19 protein-coding genes and 1 pseudogene are annotated in these 19,015 nt (G+C 60.7%); 8 read left to right on the top strand and 12 right to left on the bottom strand.

The genetic code is table 11. The features are described 5' to 3' along the window. The first annotated feature begins 192 nt into the window (after positions 1–192). From KOF26_RS07310 to KOF26_RS07300, 3 genes are all read left to right on the top strand, one after another. Positions 193–1,614, top strand: a complete 1,422-nt coding sequence (locus tag KOF26_RS07310; protein WP_216322535.1) for a right-handed parallel beta-helix repeat-containing protein — start codon at positions 193–195, stop codon at positions 1,612–1,614. Between the two features lie 598 nt (positions 1,615–2,212). After that, on the top strand, positions 2,213–3,076 hold the full coding sequence (locus KOF26_RS07305) for an ion channel (protein ID WP_216322532.1): 864 nt from the start codon (positions 2,213–2,215) through the stop codon (positions 3,074–3,076). Further along, the gene (locus tag KOF26_RS07300) at positions 3,073–3,993 is read left to right on the top strand and encodes a hypothetical protein (protein WP_216322529.1); all 921 of its coding nucleotides are present in this window, start codon (positions 3,073–3,075) and stop codon (positions 3,991–3,993) included. Before KOF26_RS07305 ends, KOF26_RS07300 begins: the two co-directional genes overlap by 4 nt. A 258-nt stretch (positions 3,994–4,251) precedes the next feature. Here KOF26_RS07300 and KOF26_RS07295 read toward each other — a convergent pair whose 3' ends face one another. After that, positions 4,252–5,037 carry an MBL fold metallo-hydrolase gene (locus KOF26_RS07295; RefSeq protein ID WP_253201216.1) on the bottom strand — a complete coding sequence of 262 codons (786 nt, stop codon included), beginning with the start codon at positions 5,035–5,037 and terminating at the stop codon, positions 4,252–4,254. Positions 5,038–5,267: 230 nt separating this feature from the next. Here KOF26_RS07295 and KOF26_RS07290 point away from each other — a divergent pair, with 230 nt between their 5' ends. The 3 genes from KOF26_RS07290 (at position 5,268) to KOF26_RS07280 (ending at position 7,030) form a co-directional block, all read left to right on the top strand. Beyond that, positions 5,268–5,669 carry a Crp/Fnr family transcriptional regulator gene (locus KOF26_RS07290; protein WP_216322525.1) on the top strand — a complete coding sequence of 134 codons (402 nt, stop codon included), beginning with the start codon at positions 5,268–5,270 and terminating at the stop codon, positions 5,667–5,669. A 271-nt stretch (positions 5,670–5,940) separates the two neighbouring features. Next, on the top strand, positions 5,941–6,402 hold the full coding sequence (locus KOF26_RS07285) for a hypothetical protein (RefSeq protein WP_216322523.1): 462 nt from the start codon (positions 5,941–5,943) through the stop codon (positions 6,400–6,402). A gap of 364 nt (positions 6,403–6,766) precedes the next feature. Next, complete coding sequence (locus KOF26_RS07280) at positions 6,767–7,030, top strand: hypothetical protein (protein ID WP_216322520.1); 264 nt, start codon at positions 6,767–6,769, stop codon at positions 7,028–7,030. A gap of 1,460 nt (positions 7,031–8,490) precedes the next feature. Here the strand turns inward: KOF26_RS07280 and KOF26_RS07275 are convergent. Next, positions 8,491–8,880, bottom strand: a complete 390-nt coding sequence (locus tag KOF26_RS07275; RefSeq protein ID WP_216322518.1) for a PRC-barrel domain-containing protein — start codon at positions 8,878–8,880, stop codon at positions 8,491–8,493. Between the two features lie 393 nt (positions 8,881–9,273). Here KOF26_RS07275 and KOF26_RS07270 point away from each other — a divergent pair, with 393 nt between their 5' ends. Continuing rightward, on the top strand, positions 9,274–9,531 hold the full coding sequence (locus tag KOF26_RS07270; RefSeq protein ID WP_216322515.1) for a GlsB/YeaQ/YmgE family stress response membrane protein: 258 nt from the start codon (positions 9,274–9,276) through the stop codon (positions 9,529–9,531). Between the two features lie 1,491 nt (positions 9,532–11,022). Here KOF26_RS07270 and KOF26_RS07265 read toward each other — a convergent pair. The 5 genes from KOF26_RS07265 to KOF26_RS07245 form a co-directional block, all read right to left on the bottom strand. After that, the gene (locus tag KOF26_RS07265) at positions 11,023–11,247 is read right to left on the bottom strand and encodes a hypothetical protein (RefSeq protein ID WP_216322512.1); all 225 of its coding nucleotides are present in this window, start codon (positions 11,245–11,247) and stop codon (positions 11,023–11,025) included. Between the two features lie 42 nt (positions 11,248–11,289). Then, positions 11,290–11,499 (bottom strand): hypothetical protein, encoded by a 210-nt coding sequence (locus KOF26_RS07260; protein ID WP_216322509.1) that lies wholly within the window; start codon positions 11,497–11,499, stop codon positions 11,290–11,292. Positions 11,500–11,715: 216 nt separating this feature from the next. Beyond that, positions 11,716–11,850, bottom strand: coding sequence for an entericidin A/B family lipoprotein (locus tag KOF26_RS07255; RefSeq protein WP_216322506.1), 135 nt, complete (start codon positions 11,848–11,850; stop codon positions 11,716–11,718). Between the two features lie 1,257 nt (positions 11,851–13,107). Further along, complete coding sequence (locus KOF26_RS07250; RefSeq protein WP_216323173.1) at positions 13,108–13,257, bottom strand: hypothetical protein; 150 nt, start codon at positions 13,255–13,257, stop codon at positions 13,108–13,110. 103 nt (positions 13,258–13,360) lie between these two features. Next, positions 13,361–14,638, bottom strand: coding sequence for a cation:proton antiporter (locus KOF26_RS07245; RefSeq protein WP_216322503.1), 1,278 nt, complete (start codon positions 14,636–14,638; stop codon positions 13,361–13,363). A 1,073-nt stretch (positions 14,639–15,711) separates the two neighbouring features. Here KOF26_RS07245 and KOF26_RS07240 point away from each other — a divergent pair. After that, positions 15,712–16,422: pseudogene (locus KOF26_RS07240) on the top strand (IS3 family transposase); the annotation flags it as partial. A 33-nt stretch (positions 16,423–16,455) separates the two neighbouring features. Here the strand turns inward: KOF26_RS07240 and KOF26_RS07235 are convergent. From KOF26_RS07235 to KOF26_RS07215, 5 genes are all read right to left on the bottom strand, one after another. After that, entirely contained in the window at positions 16,456–16,917 is a 462-nt protein-coding gene (locus KOF26_RS07235; RefSeq protein ID WP_216322500.1) for a hypothetical protein, read from the bottom strand. Beyond that, positions 16,918–17,259: a DUF6152 family protein gene (locus KOF26_RS07230; RefSeq protein ID WP_216322498.1), complete on the bottom strand. Its 342-nt coding sequence runs from the start codon at positions 17,257–17,259 to the stop codon at positions 16,918–16,920. A gap of 304 nt (positions 17,260–17,563) precedes the next feature. Continuing rightward, entirely contained in the window at positions 17,564–18,139 is a 576-nt protein-coding gene (locus KOF26_RS07225; RefSeq protein ID WP_435876843.1) for an N-acyl amino acid synthase FeeM domain-containing protein, read from the bottom strand. Positions 18,140–18,188: 49 nt separating this feature from the next. Continuing rightward, positions 18,189–18,359 carry a hypothetical protein gene (locus KOF26_RS07220; RefSeq protein ID WP_216322491.1) on the bottom strand — a complete coding sequence of 57 codons (171 nt, stop codon included), beginning with the start codon at positions 18,357–18,359 and terminating at the stop codon, positions 18,189–18,191. 118 nt (positions 18,360–18,477) lie between these two features. After that, complete coding sequence (locus KOF26_RS07215) at positions 18,478–18,969, bottom strand: CAP domain-containing protein (protein WP_216322488.1); 492 nt, start codon at positions 18,967–18,969, stop codon at positions 18,478–18,480. Positions 18,970–19,015: the final 46 nt, after the last annotated feature.

Genomic DNA, 19,015 nt, shown 5'->3' with positions numbered 1-19,015 from the left:
CGCAGCTGCGTAACTCGGATTTCCCCTGCCGGCTGACGCCCTCTTGCGTTGTAGGATCGACTCGAGTTTGTTCTCCTTCTGTTCAGTCCGAATTAGAGGAGTTCGAGTCGGAAAAAATCTATTATCAGCGCTGCTGCATAGCCTTACTGCTCTGCGGTCACCCCGAAATTTATGTCTTTAATGTCAAAGCGGATGCGCTTTGCCCTGGAGCCCAGTGTCATGGTTGATGTAAACGTGCCCCGATACAATGTCGAATATTATAGGACTGCGGGCGGGTCTGATATTCAGGCCTTGCAGGCTGCTATTGATGCGGTCAACGCCATCGGCGGCGGAGTCGTCACTTCCACTAAGTCAGTTGTTTACCAAGTTCATGACATCCAACTGAAGCCTAACGTCACTCTTTATGGAATCAACATGAAGGGGACCGCGGGTTCTTCAGTAATCTTAAACCTTCCCGGAGGGACAGACAACGTCACCATAGAGGGCTGTTATTTTGATGGGACCGCAATGTCTGCTGCGGGCTCCCAGGCGATCACAAGTCCGGCGGGCCAGAATTCCTACGACTTCCACGTGCTGAATAATCGATTCAAGATGCTTCCAATGCCCACGAACCCAGCAAATACGGCACATGCATGGGTAATGAACAGTGTCTGGGGGGTATTTACTGGAAACTATTGCGACCAAGCAAGTGGGGATATCTACAATTTTAACGGCGGGTTCGTGCTCGTTACCGATAACATTGCTATGAATAGTGGAGATGGTGGCATTGCGCTGAATAACGGGGTTTCCGGCGTTGTGGCGAACAACTACATCGCGAACACTAGTCTTGGTGTTGGCATTGGACCGAATTCGACACTCGCCTATCTTCTCGTGTCAGATAATCTAATTGACGGATGTCAAATCGGTATTGCCCCGGGATCCTATGGTGGGATAGGGCCCCATCATCTTAAGATCGACAGCAATAATATTCGCCACTGCGGTGAAGCCGGTATTAGTTACAACGGAAACAGCTCGACCGAGGAGGTCAACGTATCGATTACGAACAACCTTGTGACCGACTCTTCACTCTCCTACAGTGGCGCCGGGGGTCAAAGCGGCATCGTCGTGAACCGCGCTCGCGGGGCCCATGTGACAGGCAATCAGGTGATCAACTGTGCTGGTTTCGCATATTACTTCGACGGCAGTACGTCGGTCACCTTCGACTCGAACACAGCACGCATAAGCGGTTACCCTGTGATCTGGGTGAATAATCTCGGCTCTAATAGCGCTAGCATTGGCGAAAACCACTTCATCGACAACATCAATAGTCGATCTGCATTTCCAAATCCTCAATACATTATTAGTGGAAAATTGTTCTATTATGGAACTCTAGATGGATCGGGCTCCGCGAGTTTCTCGCATGGTCTTTCTGGCGGCCTTGGTGATGTCAAGCGTGTTGAAAGTCATTCTGGGTATGCAATGGCTTCAGGTAATTATCTTGTGCCGCTGACCATGAATGCGATCGATGGGAGTAATGTGTCGGTCGTAACGAGCAATGCTATTCAGGGGTCCCAGCCGCTGCGGCCTTTCGCTTTCACCCTCACCGTCAAGCCAGAGCAGAATCCCGGCTTCTAGGCTCGGTTAAATTTGAGGATGGTTGGGGGCGGCCAATGAGCCGCCCTCAACTTTAGAAGTCTAGGTGGTGTTGACAAAGCGGAGTTCCAATTGGCTCTGTCTCTGAAGGTGGCACGCCCTTGGACCGCATCAGCACTGCGGCAATCTGCCGGAAGATTTTACCACCATTGCTTGATTCGTATTCGGCCGGCTCGACGACGCGCATGGCGAATGTTCGGGGGATCTCGGCATCACCCACGCTAGATGGTTAGCGGGCGGAAGGGATGATGTTCGCGACTCGATCCTCAATTCTGACCGATTGATCAATCAACGGTCGCTACAACGCATATAGCCCCTCCACCATAGAGCGGCGAGAGGTTGCACCTCGGCTTGCCGACCGGCGTTGATCTCGACTCAACGCCGCGAGCTATTCCCCACCCCCCGCGCAGCGGGTTCGCACCGGCTAAGTGAGGGCGGCGGTTGCGGGCATTTGCCGTCTTGACCACGACATGAACGAAGGGCAGCTCGCCGGAGTCGTCCGCCCGAAACCGCTTGTCTCCAAACGGCCACCCCTTGACGGGCTATGGACACGGACAGCGGTTCCGGCTCAACTGCCGCAATGCTGACGAACCTCTTCAGACTGGATGGCACGCCGAAAGTGCACCAGCAGGGGGAGGCGATGCCATCAATGTCGCCGGGCGATGAGGTGACCAACATCCTGTTCCGGGGGGAGCAGTGGTATCAGCCGCGCAAGAAGATCAAGAAGGTGACGTTCAGGAACGTGTCGATCCAGAACATGGACCTGTTCCAGCTCACCTTCACCGAATGCACCTTCGAGGACTGCCTGTTCAACGGCAGCCGCTTTCGCGAGGTCGAGTTCCACAAGTGTAGGTTCGTCGATACGAGCATGTGGAAGGCCAAGTTCGAACAGTGCTATCTCGATCCTCGCACCATACGGCTCGACCGGCGATATCGCGTCGAAGCGGCGAACGTGCCCGTTACAATGTACCAGGCGCTACTCTCCAACTACTCGAATGAGCGGCAGGACGCCTTCTATGCGGACGCGGACATCCAGTTCAGGCGCTGGAAGCGGTATCAGCTTGACTGGGACATCCGCAGCGGGAAGGTCGACAGGATGCCGGGAGAATGGGCGAAACTGAAGAGTCTGACCTACGACGTGCTGGCTGGCTACGGCTACAAGCCGGTGAGGCTCTTCGGCTTCACAATCCTCTTCTTCCTAGCGATCTCTTTGCTGAACCACCTTTTGATCGGTGCGGATCTCGTGGTGAACGGCGCCCGTCTGGCGACCCCTTCGATTGTGGACAGCATCTTCTATTCATTTTCCGTCCTGACCGTTCTCGGATTCTCCACTGTCGTCCCTGACAGCCCCTTCGCCAAGATGCTGACCGTGTTCGAGGCATTGGCGGCGATCGGCTGGTTGTCTATATTCACATCCGTGCTCGTGAAGAGGTTCCTGCGATGAGGTCGGCTTCGACCTTTGCCGCCTCCGAGGCGGAATTCGGCTCGTCTGCGCGTGGCGATGCCGACGCGCTGAGCGATCGCGACTTCCTTATCGTCGACGATGACGTCCGAGTCCTGCGCGAGAGGTCGGCGGCTCTTCGGGCGGAGGGGTTCTCGGTCGCGTCCTACACGTTCTGCAAGCTCGAGCATCTGTCGCGTGTAGGGGCGCTCTTCGTCCAGCACCTGCGGCTGGAGGCCGACGTCTCGGTGGATCGTGACGGACGTCTTGGCCGCCTGCTGGCGTCTTTTCGGCCGAAGTCGTCCTACTCGGCTGAGATCGCGGACAACGGTGCACTGGCTGGGTTGATCGCTCGGATTCCCCCTGGTCCGGTCGCCGAGATGTGGGCGGCGGACGTGCTTTACGTCACAATGCGGAACTTCGGCGTCCTCTCGCTAGCGGAGCGCGGTCGCTACATCTTCGCTTACGATGCCATCCTCGACGCTCTGCGAGAAGAGGGCTTCCTCGACAGGGGAGCGGTCGCGAACCTGCGGCAGCTGCGGTTCATGAAGTCGCTGTATCGCGGTGACGCGACGGGCAGCCATGGTTTGGTCGGGCTGAAGGTGCGATCCGCGCTGGCCGGTCTGCCTCGCGGCCATTTCCCTCGGGTCAGTTCAGTTGTTCCCGCCGCTTCGGTCCTCTCGGCACCGGGGCCTGCGGAAAGCGGGTCAGCCTACCTGCTGCTGCGGGATCTGGAGAAGCGGTTGATCGCGGCCCGTCTCGTCGGTTGCGTTCCAGACCTGGATGACGGACTAGTCGAACTCGGGAGATGGATCCGCAACCCGCGCGCCTACGCAAACTTGGCGGCAGGTCTGGCTCCGGAGTTCAGGGCCAGACTTGCGGCACTTCAGGATCGATATCTTCTTTCACGGGCTGGCTGACCTGAATGGCGTCGGTCCAGTGTGCTGAAGCGCCATCCCGCCACCTGAGCCGCATGTGTCGCGTTCATACCAGCGCAATTGCGTGCGGGCCGGCTGATGATCCCGGGCGAGGTGAACGAACGGCCAAAGCTGAGGATGCGAAAAGAGGCCACGAACAGCCGAGATTGGGTCTTAGCGGCTCGACCAGCGAGCGCCAATGTCCGCTTCGCGCGATCTGGCGCCCAGAAGCTGCCAGGCTGCAGCCGGCCCAGAAGACGACTAAGAAACTGGAACTGCCCATTGTTCACCAGCGCTCGTCGTCCTGAACCGGGCCGGGTTGATGCCTTCTTCGCGGAGAGCAGAGCTGAGGCGTTCGGCGGGCTCGTCCACGCCTTCCGATGTCAGCTCGAACGTTCCCCAGTGGATGCCGAGTGCATAGCTGGCGCCCAGTTGTTCAAATGCCGTCACCGCCTCAGCGGGCCCTATATGATTGTCAGTCTGGCCGCTATCGAAGTGATAGGCCCCGATTGGCAGGAGGGCGAGCCGAACCGGTCCATGTTTCCGGGCTTCGATCGCCCATTTCATATCGCCTGGTCCGCTGTCGCCTGCAAAGTAGATATCGCCTCCCGGAAGCACGATCGTGAAGCCACACCAGAGCGAGCGATTATGATCTCCCGGCCCGTGCGCGCTCCAATGATGCGCCCTCTCCGCGACAATGCTGACGTCGGATCGCACGGCCACGCTCATCCCCCAGTCGAGCGCCGTCGCCCTGATCCCGTAGCGGGCGAGCAGGCGGTCATTCTCGAGTCCAACTACAATGAGAGGGCGATCTCGCCGCCAAAGCGCGGAAAGCGTACCGGTGTCGAGATGATCATAATGGTCATGGCTGATAAGCACGATGTCGATGCGCGGCAGATCCCGTAGCCCCACCCCCGGCCTACGCACCCGTCGGGGGCCGGCAAAGCTCAGGGGTGAGGCGCGTTGCGCCCACACTGGATCGGTCAGGATGTTGAGACCCCGGGTCTGCACCAGCACGGTTGAATGGCCGATCCAGGTGACCAGCATGCTGCTTCCGTCCACCCGCGCGGGCGGCCTGGTCTGCACCACCTGCATGGATTTAGGCCAAGTGTGGAAGGGTGGATGAAGCTCCTCCCGGACAAGCGCCATCACTCCCTTGCTTTCCTCGCCAGGCTTGCCCGTCCGCCCGTCGGGATTGAAGAAGTGTTTGCCATCAAAATGGTCGCTGATCGGCAGCGCACCACTCGGGATCGGGGGAACATGCTCAACTCCAGCGTTTGGCCGCCCATCATCCCGGGATCGCCGAGGCCTTCTGGCGGGACTGCGTCGTCGATGGGTCTATGTTCTCGGAGTGGGTGGTCAACGTCGGCCGCCGAGACGCGCTGTCACGCCTGGCGCATCTGTTCTGCGAGATGGCGATCCGGAACGAGCGGGCGGGCAAGGGCAACAGACGCGCCTTTCCGCTGGCGATTACGCAGATTGATCTAGGAGATGCGACCGGCCTGACGAGTGTCCACGTAAACCGTACCCTGAGGGAGTTGAGAATCCAGGGGATTGCCGCAATTAGCGCGGGAACCGTCCGGATCGATAATTGGGATCGGCTGATGGCGGTCGAAGACTTCGACGAAGCTTACATGCTCTTGGATGGTCCATCCCCCCGGATTACCGAGCACGCCTGAACGGACGGCTGCTTCAGGATCACGGACTTGCTACGGAAACGACGACCACTGGCCGATAGCAGCCACCCGCTCCGGCAGATGCTATGACCGCCTTGAGGTGGAGGGCCGCTGTTTAGGCGGTTCGACGGACAGGGGACGAAGGTGGGCTCCCCTGCGCCTCATTGTAATCTGCTGACCGACCTACCATCTAGATTGTACCGCCCGCCGATCCGAGCAAGTGGACGGCTGAGAGATGCGATGTGCTCCCGCTTACACGCAGAGGAGCAGCGCAATGGTCCGGCCTCAAGATAAAACGAGTTTACGCGATCTCGACATGCCATCGTGGGAAGACGATGGCGGATGTGTTGAGGCGGTTCCGCCGCATCGCGATCCCAACTCGTTGCTCGTGCAAGAGCAAACCTCCATCATGAACGAAGCAGCAGCGGTCCCCGAGGTGTATGAGATGCACCGCAACGCATCGCTGGATACCCGGGAATTGATCAACGCCACTCCGTACCCAGAGAATGAGCGCCATGTCTTTGCTCAGGAGCGGGCAGAAAAATCGAACGCGTTTGAGGAAAGCCTCAGGAATTTGATTCGGTCTGTGGAAGGAAACGAGCGCCTGCTAGCAGCACAGTTCGCGGACGGAGAAGTCAGCGTCAACTCGTTCCAGAGCCGTAGCCGGTTCCTCAGGCAAGACCGGGCAAGGCTAGCTGATATGTCAGGTGTCAATCATTCGGAGAAGGCGTCGTGACGATAGAGCGGGGACTGGGGCTGGCTCCGCTCACTGAAGAGGAAGTGGTCGAGATGGCGGAGTTCGGGATCGTACGCAGACCAATCGACTCCTTCAACGTTGGCGCATTTCGTTACAGCAATCTCAAGGACGCGGTCGTACAGGCCAAGCGACAGCCTTTCGATCATACCAAGAGCGGTTCTTAGGTCCTGTATGGGCTATCTCCGCTCAGCCCGCTTCGCAATGAAGTTCGGGCGTATCGGCTGACCAGGCCGGAAGGGCACGGCTGAATGGCCTGACAGAAACGATTGCCGCGAGGCTGGGCCGATTGCCGCGCTCAGACGTTCATCTCAAGTCGGGCACCGTGCCGCGACTGGAGACCGGCATGAGCCCAGCGAAGAGCGTCGACCATTGGGATAGGCTCACCGATGGCACAGTCCGCCTCTCAATCACGCTGTCATGGGAAGCCGCCACGGCTCAGAAAACGGGCCTCCTGCGCTTGCTGCACGCGGAAAACGACCGGGAAGTCGAGGCGGGTGGCATTGCGACACAGGTGACGCTGACGAGCCCCCAAGCGCGCTTGATGTCCCAGGATCTCTGGAAAATGGCGAATTACCTTGATTTCGAGGAGCCCGCGACGAGGCAATAGGCATCGGGACCGGTTGCGGAGGGTGTCGGATTTGGCGTCACGAAGGTGCGTACGCCATGGGCTTCAGCGCTCAAGCTTCTATGGTCGTTGCGACCCGATCGGTCGCGAGCGCCGGCGGTCTAAATGCCGCCGATCCCCACCAAGCTGCCGATGACAGCGTTCATTCGGGGCAAGTTTCGCTGTCCGCCTGCCGAGATCGCTGTCTGGATATATGATGATCGGCCTTGTCGTCAGGGGCTCCCTGACGGGGAGATCGGCGCGACCGCGGCTGAGATCGATGTTATCAGAAAATGATCCCGCGCCGAATAATTTGAAACGTTGTATAGCGGAGCATAGTTCACCGTCGGCTTGGCACGAATGCCGATGACATGCGTTCTTGCTCCGCTCCCTGGGCATGCCGGTCCGGCCTCCTCTCTTGCGAGCTGGAGAGAGGTATGTGGTACGTTACCTGGGATGCAGTGGGCACAAACTGCGTCAGCAAATTTCCTACGGCTTGGCAGGCGGTCGAGCATGCGCGCGCCCTTAAAGGTCATGGCCGAGAGCCAATAATAGAGGGACACGGTCAGCGCTACGCCGTGAATGCGCGTGCTCGGCTAATGCGGGCTACGCTCGGAAAGCCTGTGTAGAACTTCCTGACAGCCGGAAATCGCTGTCTCTGGGCGGGCCAGAGCTTCTCTCCCGAAGAGCTTCAGTCACTTGCGGGCAGCAGTCGTGCCGCCCGGAGGCACGCCGGGCGCTTCCTCGCGGCCCGGCGTGCCTTCCTCCTGGCGCCGCCGAACCAGCCTGAGCTTCGGGTATGGAGGTGCACCGACAATTGCAAATAGCGGCTATTCCGCACGTTGATGCGTTGAAGCCGTGCGATGTCGCTTTGGCTCCGCCGACGCAGAAACATCAAATCTGACGGGTGGGCTGGGCGTGCAAGGAATAGACTGCTCACGTAGCTTCCAGGCCGCGCGGGCAGCCCCGGGTTCGCCCGGGCAGGGCCTGAGGAGAGGAAAGATCCCATGATCGACAGTGACGATCGGCGTTCAGCAAGGATAGGCATGTTGGAAGGGCGGAAGTTGCGAAATAGTGAAGTTCTAGCGGCATCTCCGAAGCGTCACGTCACCTGCGGAGTGAGCAGCGTCAGCCGAGCGTGCCCATGACAGGCGGCATCACGTTCCTCCAATGGCCAGATAGGCTGTTTCTGACCTGTCGCTACATGCTCGAGCGCGGACCGACGCTCGATGCCTATCTATCACAGGATGTCGCTGGAGACATGCTTGCCATGGACCTCCGCGACGCCCCGGACTCGTCGTCACAGCAGGAAGGAATCTCGATGATGCGCGGCGGTGAGGCTCCATTCCGGGACTCCCAGATTGTCACCCTAGGGCTTTCTCACGGTTTCATGGTAGCGCACCTCCGTCCATAACGCCCATGGTCGTAATTCTTCATCGTGAGCAACCGGGTCGCAATCGCCTTCAGGAAGCTCCATCGAGAGATGCACGATAATATTCGCGGACACGTTGGCCGTAGACCTCATCGAAAACCGGTGCTGTATCGGGTCGATAAGTCGGGGATCCCTCCAGCAGGCGCTTATCGATCGCCACGACATAGCCATCTCGCCTGCTGTCATAACGGAATGCCGGCCATGGAATTGGATGATAGGCCTGCCCAAGCCCGAGAAACCCTCCTGAAGAGAGGACAACGAAAGCAACTTCTCCCGTCATCTTGTCGAGAACAAGTCTGTCTATCGTTCCTATCTTATTGCCGTCGCGGCCATGAACCTCCATGCCGCGCATGTCACCGGTGAATGCCAGCGGCGCTTGTCCTGCGCCGCTATTAGGATAGGTCTCTGGATTTGTGGGCACGGTGGCACTCCTTTCAGTCAAAGGTGATGATGTATCCGTTGAATACCAAGAATATGATGTTTGTTGTCGGCATGTTCGGGCGCCGATGTATGCTGTCCAGGGCCCTTTCTGTCTGCCGCGGCGAATGGCCGGCGCAGATTTGTCGCAGCGAGCAGCATTAAGCGTACGCTCATCGACAGCGCCTTGGATTATGGGGCCATTATATAGCGTGTGGCGCAGCAAATTGTTGCAGAAAAACTTATTGAGTTAATCACTCATAAGATCAATTTTGTGGTAATAAGTGTTCAAACTATCAGATATGGGCCATGGGGAACGGGCCTCGCTATTACCGTGTTTAATTATTAATACGTGGTTGGCATACTGCGGCCGACCCTCGCTAGATGGAGATCGGCTATGGGCATTATCATGTGGCTCGTCGTGGGTGGCATCATCGGATGGCTCGCCAGCGTGGTCATGCGCACAAATGGGCAGCAGGGAATTATCCTGAACCTCATTGTGGGCATCGTCGGGGCGTTCATCGGTGGCCTGCTTCTGGCGCGAGGTGATATCAACGATGCTCCTCTCAATGTCATGACCTTCGCCGCGTCGCTATGCGGAGCCGTCCTTTTGCTCGGGATCGTCAACCTGATCCGGCGTGGGTCGGCCCGGTGACAGCCGCTTAGAGGGGGCAATCTTTCGGGGGATTTTGCCATCCCCTGGCGCGGCGGCAGCTGAGCTCCCATGTTCATATTATCGATCGCTTGGCTCAGTTCGGCGGCGACTGAGAGACCTAGCGCTGCCGCTGGCAAGGAGCGCTTCCATGTCCGAATCCCACGAAAGCGGATATCTCCGCAGACGAGTAAATGGAGCGAGCACCGCGCGTGGGCTGGCCGAGGACAGCGGTGTGCGTCATTCGCACGCTTCAATGCGCGATGAATATCAGAAGCGACTGGATGCTAGCGCAAAATCGGATTCCCTAAACAGAGCGCACCAGGGGCGGCGGACCTGCCTTCCAGTGACCAGCTTTCCCGCCCTGCTGCTCGATGGGAGAACGGGGGCGGCAGAGCTAGCCGAAATCCGGAGGTCAGGGCGCCTGATGCGCAAGGAGACATATCACTGCCGAGCGTGGGTACGCGCTCCTGCTTGGAGCCTCGGCGAAGCTGAGAAAAAGGTTGAGCGCGACGGCATGAACCTTTCCGAATAGTACGCTCCGCCATCCGCCGGGAGCTGCGTGACCCGACGCCCTCCATTACAAGGAGCGACGCGGTATGACCGATCTGACCTGTCCAGATTGAGCCCGGACGATCTCCTTGTTCTTGCTGCGTGAGGAGACCCGTCCTCCCGGCATGCGTTAGCCATCGAGCTAAAGGCTGTCATGACGCAGGGGCTCTATGCCATCGGCAGAGGTTGGCTGAGCTGATGGCGCAAAATGGCGTGTTCACGTCCGGAGGCACGCTTGCCTCGCGCCGTCAACATGCAGCATACTCATGCACTCCTCTGGCGCCGCCGAAATGGACGGGCGCGGCGCGGACATGATGGATCTCGGCAGAGAGCGTCGATATTCTGGATCGGCTCGCCGACGAGGGCGACGAAGAGGCTGGCCGGTGCCTCGTAGTGGCCAATGAGATGGTGACGAGAGGGTCCAGTATGCCGCTGCCCGCCGGCGCGACGGCCCAGCAGCGCTCTTGGGAAATGTCCGCTGACGCGCGCACCCACCCTCCTCTGCAAAGGGCACTGGTCGCTGCCCGTCGAAGCCGGCCCAAAACGATATGGCGGGAGCCTCGCGGTCTGAGAATAAGGGCCGGTCCTTGAAAGCGGTCGAGGGGGCGCCTTCCGCCGCGACGGTGCGCTTCTCATTCCCGCTCATATGCCGAAGTCGTATCTGCCGGAGTAGCCGTAGCTGGTCGGCCGGCCATAGCCTCCGTGCCCCAATAGTCTGTATCGGCAGGCCCCGCAGCCGGTCAACGCGCGGCTCTGCTCGAGTAGGCAAGGTCGGACGAAAGCAAAGGGCCGCGGATTCTCACCGCGGCGAGGCGTACAACGGCCTCGGCAAGGACATCGTCCGCAAGATAATGGCGGAGATCGACGCCCGCACGACGATCATCGACGTCAACAGCTACATTCGGCGCCACACGTCGCTGCTGTCAGTCGCACGCGGGGCGGTCACAGATGGCGGATCAGGTGTCGGATCCGGCGGGCGTGCAGCGTTCCAAAATTCTCATCGACCACGGAGCCCGGCAGGCGAATGTTTTCGAAATCCATCGTGATATGCGCGTTTTCACTATTCACCCCGTCAGGAAGCGCGCGCCACGCCGCGAACATCTCGCGGAGTGTCCCGGATCGAAGGGGACCCTGCAGGTTAGGAAAAAGGGGAATCTTCGCGCTCATCGCGCAAGGAGGGTCGGCCGGAGCCTTTTTGATCCGCTGGCCTCAGCCGTCATTCGCTCCGCTGAGCGGGCTGCCCTTGTCAAGGAGACGCTGCACCTCGGAAATGGGCGCCGATTCGTTGATGCGAATTAGGAAGCCGCAAGAGCAGCCGGCTGCCTTGTACAGCCGGATTTGACGGTAGGACACCTTCAGGACCGCGCCGCAGTCCGGGCAGGTCACCTTGGCGATCAATTTGTCGTGCGCGTTCGGCATCGCCAGCAATTTTCATGTTTCAAAGGGAATGGCGGCCTTCTATCGGTCTCCGAAGCCCGGGTTGAAGCTTCGGAGGCAGACATAGGCACTTTCAGCGATCAAGCCGCAAGGCCGACGGACGCAATCGCTAGAGAGATCGCCACCGTAACTAATATTCGTCGCAGACCGCCCGATACAACCATGCGGAAGGCGGTTCTTCTCGCCCTAGGGACAATATCACTTGGCGCCGTCCGCAGTTCTTTCCACAGCCTTGCCAGCCGAGGATACGTCCTTGCCCGCGCCGGACACTGTGTTGCACCCGGCGAGCGTAAGAAAAACTGTCACCGCTCCGATCGTAAAATAATGTCGCATTACCCATCCTTTTAGGTTTTTCGGGTGATTTCATAACTTCAACGATCGGCCGACCGAGAGGGTCCCATTAACTCGAGGCTGGCGACTCCCGCCTTTGAGCTGAACGGGGCGCAGCTGCGGCGGGGCCAGCATAAGGAAATCGTCGAATGAGCGCGGAGCCTCGGGCCTGTGGGAGTACGCGGCCAGCACAAACCTTCCCGGCGATCTCCGGCCGGTCCCAAGGATGGATAATAACGTAGCGCGTTTTGCTTGGTGATGGCGACGCGTGGGCCTGTGCTAGCTCCACCTGCACTAGAAGCGGATGTTCCCGTCAATATGCTCGCAAGACTCTCGACTGCCTCCAGGGGCTCCGGTGCAGCGGCGATCAGACGAGCGTCCTGGCCGGTCACCTCGCTCAGGGGCGAAAGCAGCCTACTCCTCCCGCCTGCTGCGGTGCTTGGCTGGCCCAGATGCGACATGGTGTAGGGTCGCAGATCGTTCTGCCGTAATCCCTCACGACATGTGGGCCGTAGTGCTTTCCCCAGCCCCGCATCCGGATCATGGCAAAATGGGTGGATCAGGCACGACGGGTCCGGGATGCCGGGTGCCAGCAAGCGCGCGCGTCTTGGTTCCGCGCGCGGGGGGCGGGGGGGGGGCTACACATCTCACCCGGGTCGCTTTTTTGCCAAACCTGACGTCAGGTGGGCGGCAGCGGCCATCGATCCGGCGAACAACATGGTCGCATAGCGCATCGTCGCCTGCCCCCACTCGACATTGGATCCGCGTCATGACCATGGTCCTTTACGGAGCTTGCCGGTGCCGTTGAGCGCGCCGACGAGCCGGCATTGGTTGCCGGACAGCAAACCGGACGCCGAGTGCGTGCTGATCGCCCGGGGAGGAGCTGCGCAGCATCGATGAGACGATCTGGGCGCTCGGCCCGCGCACCGAAGGGATCCTGCGTCGCCGCAGGATCGAGGGCATCCCGCAGAAGCAGATCGCCGCTTTCCGCGGCCGCGCTCGGCGGAGGCGGCGAATGACGATGAGCATGAGCGGGTGGTGCCATCTTGGCACCGCCGTCCCGGCTGGCTGGCGCCAGCGACGGCGAGACTCGCAGCCTCGGTCAGCATCTTCCTTGTCCCGATGCCGCGCGGAACAGGCCTGACGTGGCGCTGATCACCCGCGCCCGGCGAGATGATGACTGGGACGCTCCCGGACGGCACTATGATCGCGCTCAATGGCGATACGGCGTAACGGATCGCGGCGGCGGACCCCGTCAGCTCAGGCTGGCGCGCGGTAAGGCATTTGTCCGCGTCGTTCATAATCCGGATCACCCGTTCCGTCGGCGGTCGTGCCGCCCTGGCCCAGCACGATCTCCACCTCATGCAGTTTGCCGATGATCTCTTCCGGCTTGTTCTTCTTCGCTGGCATTCGTCGAACCCTCCTTGACCCGGACTGCCATAGCCGGTGGACCATTCAGACGGGGGCAGCTCAATTTCCCGGCTACTCGCACGCGTGGCGTGCCGAGGGTCGATCACACGCCGTTCGAGACGGACGAAGACTGGCTCCGGCGCCGCTGCCATCGGTCAAGCACGAGCAGCGCCGGGGTGACGGTCACGCCATGCAGGACGATGGACGCAAGCACCACCCCGCTGACGATCGCCCAAAGCCTATAGGGATCGGCGAACGAACCATGATTAAGTGCAAAGGCGAGATAATAGATCGAGCCTATTCCGCGGATGCCGAAAAACGAAATTACCAATTGCTCGCGCCATGGGAGCTTTGATCCGACAAGGCTGAGCAAGCCCGCGACGGGGCGGGCCACTACCAGGACTGCCACAACGAACAGCAGCATCGACCAGTCGAAAGGCGCGAGAAGGCCCCCGAATGCGGCAATGCCGCCGAATAGCACCAACAGCAACATCATCAGCAGCCGCTCCGCCTCCTCGGCAAACCCATGCAGCCGGTCGTGATAATCATGGTCGCGACTGGCATTGCGGAGCGCCAGCGCCGATACAAAGACGGCCAGGAAGCCGAAGCCGCCCAACGTCTCGACAGCGCCATAGGTGAGCAGCGTTGCCGCCAGCGCAACGAAGCCATCGCCCGTGCGCGACAGGTTCGCGCGCATCGGCAGGTGGAAGGTCAGATACCCCAGGCCGCGTCCAATGGCGTAACCCGCGGCAATCCCCAGAAATGTCTTCCACAAGAGATCTCGCCCGAACCACGATAGCAGGTCGCCGCTCCCGAATGAGGCGGCGCTAAGGATGACGGCCAGGTGGACGAAGGGGAATGCGAAACCGTCGTTGAGGCCGGCTTCTGAGGTCAGTGCAAAACGCGCCTCGTCTTCGCTGCCCTCGCCGGGACCGTCTACCTGAACGTCGCTGGCGAGCACGGGGTCGGTCGGCGCGAGCACTGCGGCCAGCAGTAGTGCCGCGGCTATACCCCACCCCATCAGCACGGACGCCAGGCCTGCAACGATGAGCATGGTAATCGGCATCGCGAGCCCAAGCAGCCGCCAAGTCAGCGCCCAGCTGCGCAATCCGATCATCCGATCGATCTTGAGACCCGCGCCCATGAGCGAGACGATGACGACAAGTTCGCTCAACCGCTCCACCGCAACGGGAGATTGCAGCGGGTGGACGGCGAAGGGCCTGAGTGGCGGCAGGGCGAATAGGGCGGCACCCGCGCCAACGCACAGGATCGGGAGAGATAGGGGGGCCTTTCGGAGTACCATCGGCAGCCACGCCGTCATCAACACCATGATCCCAACACCGGCCAGAAACAGGACGTAGAGAAGATGCGAGATTGCCAATGCGTTTCCTTCCGCAGCCACCGCTCAGTGCATCACGCCCGTGCCGATAATTCCCTCGATGGCCGCCCCACTTCCGTCGAAACTGACTGAGATCGTGGCGGTGTTCCGCGACGCTCGGAAGCGACCGCTGTCGACGGGGGCGGTCTTCTGCGCGGTTCCGGATTGGAGTTGAGCCCCGGACGCTCGGACAGCCGGTCTCCACTCGGGCCGCCCTGGCCATCAGGCCGGGGGGCGGGCGGGGGGCTGTACCGCAGGTGTGGCCGGTGGCTGAGGGCATCGTTCAAGCATCGCATGCGGCTGTCTCCTCGCCACGGCGGAAGCCCTCCGCCCGGAGCAATCCCCCGACAGATAGCCGCGCCGAACAATGTCGTGGCGGATCGTGCCGAGCGCAAGGATGCGGGTGAACTCTTTGCATTCGCAGCGTGGGGCTGGAATGCCAGTGCCGCCGTCCCCATATAGCGGCTATCGCGCCGTCCGTTCCGAGCTTGCCCGCGACTGAGAGTCCTCATGCTCCCGCTCTGACGCGGAGCTTCTATCGATGCCGCCTGTCCGCCACACCCGTTTCGCCCGCCTCAAGTTACGAGCTCCCGCTGCCCCCGAGCAGACGGCTGAAACCGAAAGGTTAATGCACGCCCAGCTCGGCAGCGTCCACAACGCGACACGCGGTCGTCCGATCCTGTCACTCTTTGGACGTTGAAGAGCTGCGCTCACCATTCTAACGAGATTAATTCGAGGATAATTTGGATATGGCCAAGGGCCAACAACGCGGTAACCGCGAAGCGCGCAAGCCAAAGAAGGCAGAGGCTCCAAAGCAAAACGCCTCCAATCCCTCTCTGAAGGGCGCGCCTCAGGCTCAGCCCGCCATCAAGGGTTGATGCCTTTCTTTTTTGTCGGCTCTCTATGCCCACATGGCTGAAATCATGCCGCGCCTGGGAAGCGCGCCAGGTGATTTCCCCGCGTGACGTGCTGCCCGTTTCTCCTCAGTCATAGCTGAAGTCCGGAGCTGTCCTCGTGCTCATGCGGGCGGTGTTGCACAACCCGCCTGGCAGCATCGGCAAGCGTCAGCCCCAGCTATGCGCTCGCACACGGTTGTAGTTGTGGCGCCAGCCGCTCAGTGCCGAGGCGCGCCGGCGGATCGCGGTCAGCGAGCAGACCTACTATCGGTGGCGCAAGGAATATGGCGGGCTGTAGACCGACCAGGCTTGCCGAACGAAGGATTCGGAGAAGGAGAACCTGCGGTTCCGCCGGGCGATCTCGGATCTGACACCCGACGAGCTGATCTTGCAGGAAGCCGCACGGGGAACTTCTGGGCCCGGCGCGGCGACGTCGATGTATCGATCATCTGCGGCGCGAGCTGCCGGTGTCCGAGCGGCGAATATGCCGTCTTCTCGGACAACATCGACCGACACATCGTAAGGTGCCGCGTGGGGCGGACGACGAGCAGCGGCTGGCCGACGACATCACCGCCATTGGCGAAGCAGCACGGGCGTTATGGCTATAGCCGGTAACCGCTTTGCTGCGCGATGCCGGTTGGACGGTGAACCACAAACGCGTCGAACGGATCTGGCGCTGGGAGGGGTTGAAGGTGCCCCAGCGTTGGCGGAAACGGGGTCCGCAGTGGCTCAACGACGGATCATGCATCCGGTGTCGGCCGGAATATCCTGGGCACGTCTGGGCGTATGACTTCGTTGAGGGGCGCGCCCAGGATGGGCTTAGTTCCCCATCCTCACCATCATATCGACGAGGCCAGCCGGAAGTGTCTCGCGCTCATCGTAGCGCGCCAGCCGCGTCCCGTCTGACTACTTTACTGAACGAGCTCAGCTATATGCGATCATGCGCCCGCATGAACCGACGGCCAGCCACAGCAAGAGCGAGGTCGCGGCCATCAAGCGCGTGATGAGCCCGGTATTTGCAGAGTCTCGCCAGAGCACCCTGAACGTGATGGCGTTACCGAGCGCCAAGGCTATGAGAATAAGCTTGGCGTGGAAGACCCGAGAGGTGGCCAAGGTCCTCCCATCTGCGGCAAAGAGCAGGACACCAGTGGCCGCCATCAGTAGCAGCCCCGCGACAGCCACCGGCGTGAGGGCGCGCGACAGTTCCTTGGCTGGCAGGGCAGACCATGCGCCCGCCAGCCGGAGATCAACGACACCGATGCCGCCAATCAGCATCACCAAGCCCAGGAGGTGCAGCGTGTTGATCCAGGCGTAACGGTCTCCGCCCGCCCACGCTCTTACACCAGCAGCCTCGAGCCACGACGCTGCATCAGTCAGCCATGTCACTCAGCGTAGCTCGACCGTCTTCCCGCCGGCAGTGATGCGCTCGATCCGCATCTCGCGGGTTCCGTCCCGTCGTGCGTATCCAGTGAGTATGACCCGCTGGCCAGGAGCGATCATTGCCTGGGTAAGGCCTCGTGCATCCATGCGTTGCGTGGGCGCGAGCACAATGGTCCACAGTTCCTTATTCCAGGTCATTTGCGCCGTGCCGTGGGGGTTAGTCCAATTCACCTGGGTGAGTGTTCCAGTTACGGTAAGTGACTTGCTTTCATCATAGCTGCTCCAGCCATGATGCGCCGCAGCAGGTGCGGTAATGAGCAGAGCGAGGACAATGACATAGCGCAGCATGACGCCTCTCCCATGCAACCGAGCAATCGCTCCGACGTGAGCGAATCTCAAGCGTTCGCTTGGCAGTATGCCTCAAGCTGGTCCGATCGTCACGTTCGGTCACGCCTCGCTAGGGCGTCGTAGTGACAGCAGGCGCTTCATTTTTATGTTAACCGGCCTGAGGAAGAGCCCGGATCGGCTTGCCCGAGGCCGCAGCCACCCAGGGCGCGTGGGACGATTTGGACGGAGATCGGCGGTAGCAAGGTGAACCATGCTGGTGGGCCGGCTTTCGTTTCAGCCCGGGGATTACGTGCCCCGTTCTGCCTCAGGCAGTCAGAAGGATCGCCGCTTCGGGCTGGTCCGACGATCGCCGGGAAGTGGTAGGCTCCTGCCTGCGGCGCAGGCCACTGCTCGGCACCGGCTCTACGTCATCCCGATCGCGGCGGGTTGCCTCGGCTACGGCCGGCGTGCCGGCTTGCGTGAGGCGCCGATAGATACCGGCCTCGTCGGCTGGCGAGAAAAAGAACGGGTAGAGCGAGCGCGAAGCCAAATGATCTGGACGGTTCGCGAAGTGGTTAATCTGCTCCCTGATCGCCGCTACCTTGAGCCACATGAGTTGGGCCGGAGCGGCCACACCGTCGTTCATCTTCACGGCGCCGACGCGCCGGAAGCCGAGCATCGCCTCGTAGAAGCGGACGTGGCGCGGGTTTACCTCGATCAGCAGGTCGGTGCAGCCATGGGTGCGGTGGCCGTAGACGAACACGATGTGGAACAAGGCGGCCATCAGCTCCTTCGACTGCACGTCGGGATCGAAGGCGAACTTGGTCAACTCGCACAGCTTGACGCCGGGCAGATCACGAAGGCCATCCACCTCGTCTCTGAAGGCCCGGTCGACGGCCAGCCCCTGCGGCGAGTCGACCGCGAGCGTGATGGTGCCGACGACCTCGTCCTCAACCCTCGGCGGTGAAGGTCACGTGATGGGCGTCATCGGGGATGTGATGGCTAGAGCCGTAGCCGCGCCAGGCATAGCGGTCGTTGATGAGGTCGCAGGCAGCCTGAATCTTCTCGCCCGTCTCGACAAGATGGATGGAGACGTCCTTCTGTCGGCCGCAAATCTCCATCTTCCTCAGCCGAAGGGATCGGACAGATCGCAGGTCTTGATCGCCCGTCTTCAGAACGTGCGTTTCCTGCTCGCAATTCCCTTCGAAAAACCTCGCTGACCTCTCCGATGTGAGAATTTCAGAACACCTGTTCGCCGATGACATTGCCGCCCTCGGCATAGCGGCAAGTGAGGAACTGGTCATGTTCGCCACTGACTACCGCGCACCCGACGGTCGTTGAGGATCGCCACACCATCTGCGTGTAGTGGCCGACGTCTTCCAGGTCGCCGGTGCGGCTGACATTGGGAAAAATGCCGCCCACGTAGTTTCGCCGCTCACTGAGCCAGAGGCCGACCATCTGTTCGGGCGAGTAATAACCCTTGGTGCCGGCCCACAGGTTCTCGCCCTGTGGATCGGGATCGCGAGGATCGCTCGGCGAGTGGACGAGATAGCCCACCCGGGCAAGATGCCGGCTCCAGACCGCGGCGTCCGCGGCGAGCGCCGCGTCCCAGACCAGCGGGCCGAGGCCAAGCTGCCGGCGCGCGACATTATGGGCAAGCAGCAAGCGGTCTTCGAGGGTCGTCGGTGCGCCGATTGCGGCGGTAAGAAAAGGAAGCGCCAATGCCGACATCAGGGTCGCCGCTATAACGCGGCGGACAACAGCATAACGTTGCAAG

Source organism: Sphingomonas quercus (assembly GCF_018863195.1).
Classification (GTDB): Bacteria; Pseudomonadota; Alphaproteobacteria; order Sphingomonadales; family Sphingomonadaceae; genus Solisphingomonas; species Solisphingomonas quercus.
This window is presented reverse-complemented; position numbering and strand designations above follow the sequence as displayed.